This is a genomic window from Mesorhizobium sp. M2C.T.Ca.TU.002.02.1.1 (genome assembly GCF_003997225.1).
Map to the genome: position 1 here is coordinate 1 of NZ_RZTO01000158.1, position 9,748 is coordinate 9,748.

General features: G+C 63.5%; 9 protein-coding genes. All 9 read left to right on the forward strand.

Going from position 1 to position 9,748, the window contains the following annotated elements:
* Positions 1-822, forward strand: an 822-nt coding sequence (locus tag EOD07_RS11280) for an NADH-quinone oxidoreductase subunit M (protein ID WP_164772173.1), incomplete at its 5' end; no start/stop codon positions are given.
* 14 nt (positions 823-836) lie between these two features.
* Positions 837-2,273 (forward strand): NADH-quinone oxidoreductase subunit NuoN, encoded by a 1,437-nt coding sequence (nuoN, locus tag EOD07_RS11285; RefSeq protein WP_127235502.1) that lies wholly within the window; start codon positions 837-839, stop codon positions 2,271-2,273.
* A 4-nt stretch (positions 2,274-2,277) separates the two neighbouring features.
* Positions 2,278-3,099: a biotin--[acetyl-CoA-carboxylase] ligase gene (locus EOD07_RS11290; protein ID WP_127235503.1), complete on the forward strand. Its 822-nt coding sequence runs from the start codon at positions 2,278-2,280 to the stop codon at positions 3,097-3,099.
* 93 nt (positions 3,100-3,192) lie between these two features.
* On the forward strand, positions 3,193-4,863 hold the full coding sequence (locus tag EOD07_RS11295; RefSeq protein ID WP_127235504.1) for a ribonuclease J: 1,671 nt from the start codon (positions 3,193-3,195) through the stop codon (positions 4,861-4,863).
* 97 nt (positions 4,864-4,960) lie between these two features.
* Positions 4,961-5,365, forward strand: a complete 405-nt coding sequence (gene mce, locus EOD07_RS11300) for a methylmalonyl-CoA epimerase (protein WP_041011890.1) — start codon at positions 4,961-4,963, stop codon at positions 5,363-5,365.
* Positions 5,362-5,646 carry a DUF1467 family protein gene (locus EOD07_RS11305; protein WP_127235505.1) on the forward strand — a complete coding sequence of 95 codons (285 nt, stop codon included), beginning with the start codon at positions 5,362-5,364 and terminating at the stop codon, positions 5,644-5,646. Before mce ends, EOD07_RS11305 begins: the two co-directional genes overlap by 4 nt.
* A gap of 675 nt (positions 5,647-6,321) precedes the next feature.
* Positions 6,322-7,650, forward strand: coding sequence for a proline--tRNA ligase (gene proS / locus EOD07_RS11310; RefSeq protein ID WP_127235506.1), 1,329 nt, complete (start codon positions 6,322-6,324; stop codon positions 7,648-7,650).
* A complete protein-coding gene (locus EOD07_RS11315; protein WP_127235507.1) occupies positions 7,647-8,933 on the forward strand; it encodes a lipoprotein-releasing ABC transporter permease subunit in 1,287 nt (428 codons plus the stop codon). The genes proS and EOD07_RS11315 overlap by 4 nt, the downstream gene beginning before the upstream one ends.
* Entirely contained in the window at positions 8,930-9,613 is a 684-nt protein-coding gene (locus tag EOD07_RS11320) for an ABC transporter ATP-binding protein (RefSeq protein WP_206519458.1), read from the forward strand. The genes EOD07_RS11315 and EOD07_RS11320 overlap by 4 nt, the downstream gene beginning before the upstream one ends.
* The last annotated feature ends 135 nt before the right edge of the window (positions 9,614-9,748 follow it).

Consider the following 9,748-nt stretch of genomic DNA (forward strand, 5'->3'; position numbering starts at 1 on the left):
GTGCACACCTGGCTGCCCGATGCGCATGTCGAGGCGCCGACGGCGGGCTCGGTCATCCTGGCCGCCATCCTCTTGAAGATGGGCGGGTACGGCTTCCTGCGCTTCTCGCTGCCGATGTTCCCGGAAGCCTCGGCGATGTTCGCGCCGCTGGTGTTCACGCTCTCCGTCGTCGCCATCATCTACACCTCGCTGGTGGCGCTGATGCAGGAGGACATGAAGAAGCTGATCGCCTATTCCTCGGTCGCCCATATGGGCTTCGTCACCATGGGCATCTTCGCGATGAACCAGGAAGGCGTGCAGGGGGCGATCTACCAGATGCTCAGCCACGGCCTCGTCTCGGGCGCGCTGTTCCTGTGCGTCGGCGTCATCTACGACCGCATGCATACGCGCGAGATCGATGCCTATGGCGGCCTCGTCAACAACATGCCGAAATACGCCACCGTGTTCATGATCTTCACCATGGCCAATGTCGGGCTTCCAGGCACCAGCGGCTTCATCGGCGAATTCCTGACCATGCTCGGCGTCTTCCGGGTCAACACCTGGGTGGCGTTCTTCGCCGCCACCGGCGTCATCCTGTCGGCGGCTTACGCGCTGTGGCTCTACCGCCGGGTGATCTTCGGCGCGCTGACCAAGGACAGCCTGAAGAACCTGTTGGATCTCTCGCCGCGCGAGAAGGCGATCATGTATCCGCTGGTGGTGCTGGTCATCTTCTTCGGCGTCTATCCGGCGCCGGTGTTCGACGCGACCGCCCAATCGGTCAAGGCGCTCGTCACCAACGTCACCGCATCCATCAATTCCGCGCAGACCGCGGCGGCGAACTGACTGGGGAATAGACCATGACGCCGGACCTTCTCTCCAGCTTTTCGCTCTCGACGCCGGAACTGATCCTGGCTGTCGGCGCGCTGGTGCTCCTGATGATCGGGGCCTATTCGCGCTCCAACAGCACCATGACCGTGACCGGCCTGGCCGTCCTCGTGCTGGTGGTGGCCGGCCTGTGGCTCGCCTTCTCCGGCGGGCAGGGCGCTGCCTATGGCGGCGCCTTCGTGCAGGATTCCTTCAGCGCCTTCATGAAGATGCTGGCGTTGATCGGCTCGGCGGTGACGCTGGTCATGTCGATACGCTTTGCCAAGCAGGAACATTTCGACAAGTTCGAATTCCCGGTGCTTATCCTGCTCTGCACGCTCGGCATGATGCTGATGATCTCGGCCAACGGCATGATCGGGCTTTATCTCGGGCTCGAGCTGCAGTCGCTGGCGATCTACGTGCTGGCGGCGATCAACCGCGACAATCTGCGTTCGACCGAGGCGGGCCTGAAATACTTCGTCCTCGGCGCGCTGTCGTCGGGCATGCTGCTCTACGGCATCAGCCTCGTCTACGGTTACACCGGCAACACCGGCTTCCAGGAAATCGCGACGGCGCTGGGCAGCGGCGAGCGTCAGCTCGGCCTCGTCTTCGGCTTGGTCTTCGTGCTGGCCGGCCTCGCCTTCAAGATCTCGGCGGTGCCGTTCCATATGTGGACGCCGGACGTTTATGAGGGCGCGCCGACGCCGATCACCGCCTTCCTGGCGGCGGCGCCGAAGATGGCTGCGATGGCGCTGATCGTGCGCGTCACCATGGGCGCCTTCAAGCCGATCGCTTCGGACTGGCAGCAGATCGTGGTCTTCATTTCGATCGCCTCGATGGCGCTGGGCGCTTTCGCGGCCATTGGCCAGACCAACATCAAGCGCCTGATGGCCTATTCCTCGATCGGCCATATGGGCTACGCGCTGGTCGGCCTTGCCGCCAACAGCCAGGCCGGCGTGCGTGGCGTCGTCATCTACATGCTGATCTATCTGGTGATGACGCTCGGCACCTTCGCCTTCATCCTCGCCATGCGGCGCAAGGAAGGCAATGTCGAGCAGATCGGCGATCTGGCCGGCCTTGCCTCGACCAATCCGATCATGGCCACCATCCTCACCATCCTGATGTTCTCGCTGGCCGGCATTCCCCCGCTCGCCGGCTTCTGGGGGAAGTGGTACGTGTTCCTGGCCGCCATCAACGCGCATCTTTACGCGCTGGCGATCATCGGCGTGCTGGCCTCGGTGGTGGGCGCCTATTATTACCTGCGTATCATCAAGATCATGTGGTTCGACGAGCCGGTCGGCGGCTTCGTGCCGATGGCGAGCGAATTGCGCCTGGTGCTCGGCGTCAGCGGCGCCTTCGTGCTGTTCTACGTGCTGATCGGCGGGCCGATCGGCAATTATGCCGAAGCCGCCGCGAAGACCTTCTTCTGACGGGATGGCGTTTCGACTGGCTCCAACCGCGGCGTCGGAGGGGTTCCGGCTCGAGGCGCATGACAGCGTCGGCTCCACCAACGCGCTGGCGCTGGACCATGCGCGCGCCGGCGATGCGGGAAAACTCTGGGTCGTTTCGAAGAAGCAGGAAAGCGGTCGCGGCCGGCGTGGCCGCGCCTGGGCGACGCCGGAAGGCAATCTTGCGGCGACATTGCTCCTGGTTCCGGGCGGCGAGCTGCGGCTTGCGGCGACGCTCGGCTTCGTCGCGGGCCTGGCGCTGGCCGACGCGCTCGACGCCGTCGTGCCGAAAGGCCGGATCGCCGTCGCCTTGGATGGCGCGAACCAGGGCCGCAACCGCTTCGAGCTGAAATGGCCGAACGACGTGCTGGCTTCGGGCGCCAAGCTTGCCGGCATCCTTTTGGAATCGAGCATGCTGGAAGGCAGCCGTTTCGCGGTTGCCATCGGCATCGGTGTCAATGTCGTGGCTTATCCGCAGGATTTGCCTTATCCGGCGACGTCGCTGCAGGCATTGGGCGCCGATTGCGATGCCGAAACGCTGTTCCTGGCGCTGTCGGATGCCTGGAGCGAGAATGCCCGGCTGTGGGATGACGGGCGCGGGCTCGATGCCATCAGAAAGCGCTGGCTTGCCCGCGCGGCAGGGCTCGGCGGCGAGGTTGCTGTCAGAATTGACGGCAATGTGGTGCGCGGCGTCTTCGAGACCATTGACGAGGACTGCCGTTTCGTGATCCGCGACGATGAGGGATCGGTTTTGACGATCGCGGCCGGCGACGTGCATTTCGGCGCGGTCGCCTCGGCCCGGGTATAGTTTGTTTTGTGCAATTCCGGACGGAAAACCGTGACACGTTTTTCCCGGAACTGCTCCAAAGGCTTGGCCTGACGGCCAGGAAGGAAAGAATTCATGGCGAATAGAGAAAACGCCGAGCTCGTCTTCGCGCCGCTGGGCGGCGTCGGCGAGATCGGTATGAACCTCGCCCTCTACGGCTATGGGCCTGCCGACGGGCGCGAGTGGATCATCGTCGATGTCGGCGTCACTTTTCCGGACTCGGCGCATCCCGGCGTCGACCTGATCCTGCCCGATACGCGCTTCATCGAGGAGAACCTCGACGGCTTGCGCGGCATCGTCATCACCCATGCGCATGAGGACCATTACGGCGCGCTGCTCGATATCTGGCCGAAGCTTAAAGCGCCTGTATGGATGACGCCTTTCACCGCCGGCCTGCTCGAGGCCAAGCGGCAGGGCGAGCAGAACGCGCCGAAGATTCCGGCGTCGATCTACCGGGCCGGCGAGAAATTCACCGTCGGGCCGTTCGAGATCGAGGCCATTCCCGTGGCGCATTCAATCCCCGAGCCGATGTCGCTGGCGATCACCACGCCCGCCGGCACAGTGATCCACACCGGCGACTGGAAGATCGATCCGGCGCCGACGATCGGTCCGAAGACCGACGAGGCGCGCTTCCGCGCCTATGGCGACAAGGGCGTGCTAGCGCTGATCTGCGATTCCACCAATGCGTTGCGGGAAGGGGAGTCGCCGTCGGAAGTGGCGGTCGGCGAGGGCCTCAAGGGCGTCATCGAGCAAGCCAAAGGCCGCGTCGCCGTCACCACCTTCTCCTCCAATGTCGGGCGCATCGTCTCGATCGCCAGGGCGGCGCGCGATGCCGGCCGGCAATGTCTCGTGCTCGGCCGCTCGCTGAAGCGCGTCATCGATGTGGCGGGCGAGCTCGGCTACATGGACGGCCTGCCGGAATTCATCGCCGAGGAGGACTATGGCTATATCCCGCGCGAGAACCTGGTGATCATCTGCACCGGCAGCCAGGGCGAGCCGCTGGCGGCGCTTGCCAAGCTTTCGCGCGACGAGATGAAGTCGGTGGCGCTGACGGCCGGCGATACGGTGGTGTTTTCCTCGCGCACCATTCCCGGCAACGAAAAGGCGATCCTCGAGATCAAGAATCGGCTGATCGACCTCGGCATGAAGATCATCGAGGACGGCGATGCGCTGGTGCATGTCTCTGGCCATCCGCGCCGCAGCGAGTTGCGCAAGATGTATGAATGGGTACGGCCGCAGATCGGCGTTCCCGTACATGGCGAGGCGGCGCATCTGGTGGCGCAGGGCTCGCTGATGTCGATGTCCGGCATCGGCCAGGTGGCGCAGGTGCGCGACGGCGACATGCTGAGACTATGGCCCGGCCCGGCGACGATCATCGACCAGGTGCCGTTCGGCCGGCTCTACAAGGACGGCCTGTTGATCGGCACCGACCAGGCGATGGGCATACGCGATCGCCGCAAGCTTTCCTTCGCCGGCCATGTCGCGGTCAATGTCGTTCTCGACGACAAATATGAGCTTGCCGGCGACCCCGACCTGGTGGCGATCGGCGTCGCCGAGGCGGATGCCAGCGGCGAGACGCTGGAGGACCTGATGCTCGATGCGGCAATCGGCGCGGTGGACTCCATTCCGCGTCAGCGCCGAAAAGACCTCGACCTGGTGCAGGAGGCAGTTCGCCGCGCCGTGCGCGCCGCCGCCAACGAAGCCTGGGGCAAGAAGCCGTTGGTGACGGTGTTTGTGACCAGGTAGTGAGTGGTGAATAGTGAATGGTGAATAGTGAATAGCGATGTCTGCTGGTTCGATACCATTCACCATTCACCACTGACTACTCCCCTGGAGTGAACCAATGCTTGGACGCCTCAACCATGTTGCGCTTGCCGTGCCGGACCTGGCCGCGGCGATGGCCGCCTATCGCGATACGCTGGGCGCGCGATTGAGCGAGCCGCAGGCGTTGCCGGAGCATGGCGTGACCGTGGTGTTCGTCGATGTAGGCAACACCAAGATCGAATTGCTGGAGCCGCTGGGCGAGACATCACCCATCGCGGCGTTCCTCGAGAAGAACCCTTCGGGCGGCATGCATCATGTCTGCTACGAGGTCGACGATATCCTTGCTGCCCGCGACCATCTGAAGGCAAGCGGCGCGCGCGTGCTGGGCGACGGCAACCCGAAGATCGGGGCTCACGGCAAGCCGGTGCTGTTCCTGCATCCCAAGGATTTCTTCGGCACGCTGGTCGAACTGGAGCAGGCATGAACTGGGTTCTGTTCGCCGCGCTGTTCTTCGTCACCTGGTGGCTGATGCTGTTCATCGTTCTGCCGTTCAGCCTGCGCACGCAGGACGACGACCAGGATGTGACGCTCGGCACCGTTTCCAGCGCGCCGCGTGGGCCGCATATGCGGCGCGCCTTCCTCCGCGCGGCGGTCTTGACGGTGGTCGTGATGGGCACTTTCTATGGCCTGACGATGGGGCTGGGATTCAGCTTCGACGACATCATGCGGGTCATGCCTGACTTCACGCCGGACGCCAGTCACTGACGCCGCTGGAGCGTCTCACCGTTTCATGGAAACGGCGAACCGCTCTATCTCCTTGTTTGCCGCAATTCCGGTCGGAAAACCGCTCACACTTTTCCTGGAATTGCTCGGAGCACAGTTTCCGCAAGTATTGACCTGCAAGCGCGCGCCAAGGTTGAAATCGGAAGCCGGCTTCCGATTTCGGCGACTAATCATGGCTGATGCTGTTTGGCAGATGGTCGTGCTAAGCAGATGATTGCACAAAAAAAATGCAAGGCACGAGGCCTTGCAATTTAAACGCGTCCGATCCGTTTCCGGTGTCCGGCGGCAGCGAGTTACCGCGCCTAGATCGCATCCTCCCAAGACTTTGACCGCGTAGGAGAGCAGATTTTTCTCCGCCCTCTCGGTTATCGGCGCACACTAGACCAAGGCAGGTGAAAATGTCACGAAGAATTTTGCCTCGAAACAGGCAATATCGTGCTGCACTGCACAATAGTGCGGCAGGGCTTGCTTGTGAATCGATCAAAAAGCCATTTGCGGCACTTTGCAGCCTAAATCGCCTTTTTGGTAAGGTGCAGAAGGCCCGATACTTTGGGGCACTCGGGTTTCCATTCGGCCATGAAATGGCTATGAAGCCCGGGCAAGCAGCCTGAGGCGCGCCGATTCCCCGCGCCGCCATCTTCATTCACGGACCAGTCCATGCGTTTGTCGCGCTACTTCCTGCCCATTCTCAAAGAAAATCCCCGCGAGGCCGAGATCGTCTCGCACCGGCTGATGCTGCGCGCGGGCATGATCCGCCAGCAAGGGCAGGGCAGCTTTTCATGGCTGCCGCTGGGCAAGCGCGTGCTGGACAAGGTCTGCCAGATCATCCGCGAGGAACAGAACCGCGCCGGTGCGCTGGAAATCCTGATGCCGACAATCCAGTCGGCGGATCTGTGGCGCGAGAGCGGCCGTTACAACGATTACGGCAAGGAGATGTTGCGCATCAAGGATCGCCAGGACCGCGACATGCTCTACGGTCCGACCAACGAAGAGATGGTCACCGAGATTTTTCGCGCTTACGTCAAGTCCTACAAGGACCTGCCGCTCAATCTCTACCACATTCAATGGAAGTTCCGCGACGAGGTGCGCCCGCGCTTCGGCGTCATGCGCAGCAGAGAGTTCCTGATGAAGGATGCCTATTCCTTCGACCTCGATTTCGAGGGCGCGAAAGCCGCCTACAATCGCATGTTCGTCTCCTATCTCAGGACGTTCACGCGCATGGGTCTGCAGGCCATTCCGATGCGCGCCGACACCGGCCCGATCGGCGGCGACCTCAGCCATGAGTTCATCATCTTGGCTGAGACCGGCGAGAGCCAGGTGTTCTGCGACCGCGCCTATCTCGCGCTCGACGTGCCCGGCGCTGACACCAACTTCTCCGACGACGCCGAGATCGGCGGCATCGTGAAGAAATGGACGACGCCTTACGCCGCCACCGACGAAATGCATGACGAGGCGGCCTGGGAGAAAGTCGCCGAAGGCGACCGGCTCTCGGCGCGCGGCATCGAGGTCGGCCATATCTTCCATTTCGGCGAGAAGTACTCCAAGCCGATGAACGCCAAGGTGACCGGTCCCGACGGCAAGGACCATTATGCATCCGGCGGTTCCTACGGCATCGGTCCGTCGCGGCTGGTCGCGGCGATCATCGAGGCGAGCCATGACGAGAACGGCATCATCTGGCCGGAAGCGGTGGCGCCCTTCGACATCGGCCTGATCAACATGAAGGTCGGCGACGGCGAATGCGACCGTGTCTGCGACGAGCTCTACGCGGCGCTGACTTCGGCCGGCAAGGACGTGCTCTATGACGACACCGACCAGCGGCCGGGCGGCAAATTCGCCACCGCCGACTTGATCGGCCTGCCCTGGCAGGTGATCGTCGGCCCGCGCGGCGTGGCCGCCGGCGAGGTCGAGATCAAGAACCGCAAGTCGGGCGAGCGCGAGACGCTGCCGATCGCCGAGGCCAAGAAGCGCCTGGGTATCGCCGCATGAGCGAGGCGGCGGCAGCGGCCAGATCAGGGGCGGGCGCTTTCTCCGGCTTCGAGCGCATGGTGGCCTGGCGCTATCTGCGCTCGCGGCGTAAGGAGACGGTGATCTCGGTCATCGCCTCGATCTCCTTCCTCGGCATCATGCTGGGCGTCGCGACGCTGATCGTCGTCATGGCGGTGATGAACGGGTTCCGCGCCGAGTTGCTCACCCGCATCCTCGGTGTCAACGGCCATCTCATCGTGCAGCCGCTCGATTCGCCGCTGGAGGACTACGCCCAGGTGGCGAGCCGCATCAACGGTGTTTCGGGCGTCAAATACGCGATCCCGCTGATCGATGGCCAGGTGCTGGCGCAAGGCAATGTCGGCGGCGGCACGGGCGCGCTGGTGCGCGGCATCCGCGGCGAGGACCTCAACAAGATTTCGATCGTCGCCAGCAACATCAAGCAGGGCACGCTCGACGGCTTCGATACCGGCGACGGCGTGGCGATCGGCAAGCGCATGGCGGAAAGCCTGGGGCTGGTGCTCGGCGACACCATCACGCTGATCTCGCCCGACGGCGACGTGACGCCGCTCGGCACCACGCCGCGCATGAAGGGCTACAAGGTGGCGGCGATCTTCGAGGTCGGCATGTCGGAATATGACAGCTCGATCGTCTATATGCCGTTTTCCGAAGCCCAGCTCTATTTCAACATGGACGGGCGCGCGCAGACCATCGAGATCTATGTCGACAGTCCCGACAATGTCGACGCGCTGAAACCATTGGTCGAGCAGGCGGCGCAGCGGCCAGTCGACCTCGTCGATTGGCGCCAGCGCAACGAGACCTTCTTCTCGGCGCTGCAGGTCGAGCGCAACGTCATGTTCATGATCCTGACGCTGATCGTGCTGGTGGCCGCGCTCAACATTATTTCGGGCCTCATCATGCTGGTGAAGGACAAGGGCCACGACATCGCGATCCTGCGCACGATGGGTGCCTCGCGCGGCGCGATCCTGCGCATCTTCCTGATGACGGGCGCGGCGATCGGCGTCACCGGTACGATCGCCGGCGTGCTGCTCGGCGTCGTCATCTGCCTCAACATCGAATCGATCCGCCAGTTCTTCTCCTGGATGACCGGCAGGATCCTGTTCAATCCCGAGCTCTATTTCCTCAGCCAGTTGCCGGCCAAGATGGATCCGCGCGAGACGACCTATGTGGTGATCATGGCGCTGGCCCTGTCGTTCCTCGCGACGGTGTTCCCGGCCTGGCGTGCCGCCCGGCTCGATCCGGTCGAAGCCTTGAGGTACGAATGATGGCCGAGGCCATTATCGAGTTGAAGGGCGTCGAGCGGCACTATGTCCAGGGGCCGCGCAAGCTCACCATTCTGAACGGCGCCGACTTTTCGCTCAGGCGCGGCGAGATGGTGGCGCTGGTGGCGCCGTCGGGCAGCGGCAAGTCGACCCTTTTGCACACGGCCGGGCTGCTGGAGCGACCCGATGCGGGCGACGTGATCCTCGCCGGCCGTGCCTGCGGGCGGCTGTCGGACGAGGATCGCACCGCGATCCGCCGCAACGATGTCGGCTTCGTCTATCAGTTCCATCATCTGCTGCCGGAGTTCTCGGCGCTCGAGAACATCATGATGCCGCAACTGATCAAGGGGCTCGGCCCCAAGGAGGCATCCGAGCGGGCGGCGCAGCTGCTCGACTATATGCAGATCGGCAAGCGCGCGCAGCACCGGCCGGCCGAGCTTTCCGGCGGCGAGCAGCAACGTGTCGCCATTGCCCGCGCCGTCGCCAACGCGCCGCTGGTGCTCCTGGCCGACGAGCCGACCGGCAATCTCGATCCGGTCACCGCTTCCTACGTCTTCGACGCGCTGGAGGCGCTGGTCAGGCAGTCGGGCCTTGCGGCGCTGATCGCCACCCACAACCACGAACTCGCCGGGCGCATGGACCGGCGGGTGACGTTGGCAGAGGGCAAGGTGGTGCCGCTGTAGGCCCCAATGTCGTCATGTATGGACGGCCCCTCTTAGGCAAGAGGCAATTAGCAGATACGGCGCAAGTCTGGAGCGGTCATGTATTCGGCCTTTGATGCGGTCGATTTGATGACCGCTGGCCCGCAGGGGTTACGC

Coding starts and splice junctions, on each gene's coding strand:
- nuoN (WP_127235502.1), top strand. CDS start 837: ATGACGCCGGACCTTCTCTCCAGCTTTTCGCTCTCGACGCCGGAACTG.
- EOD07_RS11290 (WP_127235503.1), top strand. CDS start 2,278: ATGGCGTTTCGACTGGCTCCAACCGCGGCGTCGGAGGGGTTCCGGCTC.
- EOD07_RS11295 (WP_127235504.1), top strand. CDS start 3,193: ATGGCGAATAGAGAAAACGCCGAGCTCGTCTTCGCGCCGCTGGGCGGC.
- mce (WP_041011890.1), top strand. CDS start 4,961: ATGCTTGGACGCCTCAACCATGTTGCGCTTGCCGTGCCGGACCTGGCC.
- EOD07_RS11305 (WP_127235505.1), top strand. CDS start 5,362: ATGAACTGGGTTCTGTTCGCCGCGCTGTTCTTCGTCACCTGGTGGCTG.
- proS (WP_127235506.1), top strand. CDS start 6,322: ATGCGTTTGTCGCGCTACTTCCTGCCCATTCTCAAAGAAAATCCCCGC.
- EOD07_RS11315 (WP_127235507.1), top strand. CDS start 7,647: ATGAGCGAGGCGGCGGCAGCGGCCAGATCAGGGGCGGGCGCTTTCTCC.
- EOD07_RS11320 (WP_206519458.1), top strand. CDS start 8,930: ATGATGGCCGAGGCCATTATCGAGTTGAAGGGCGTCGAGCGGCACTAT.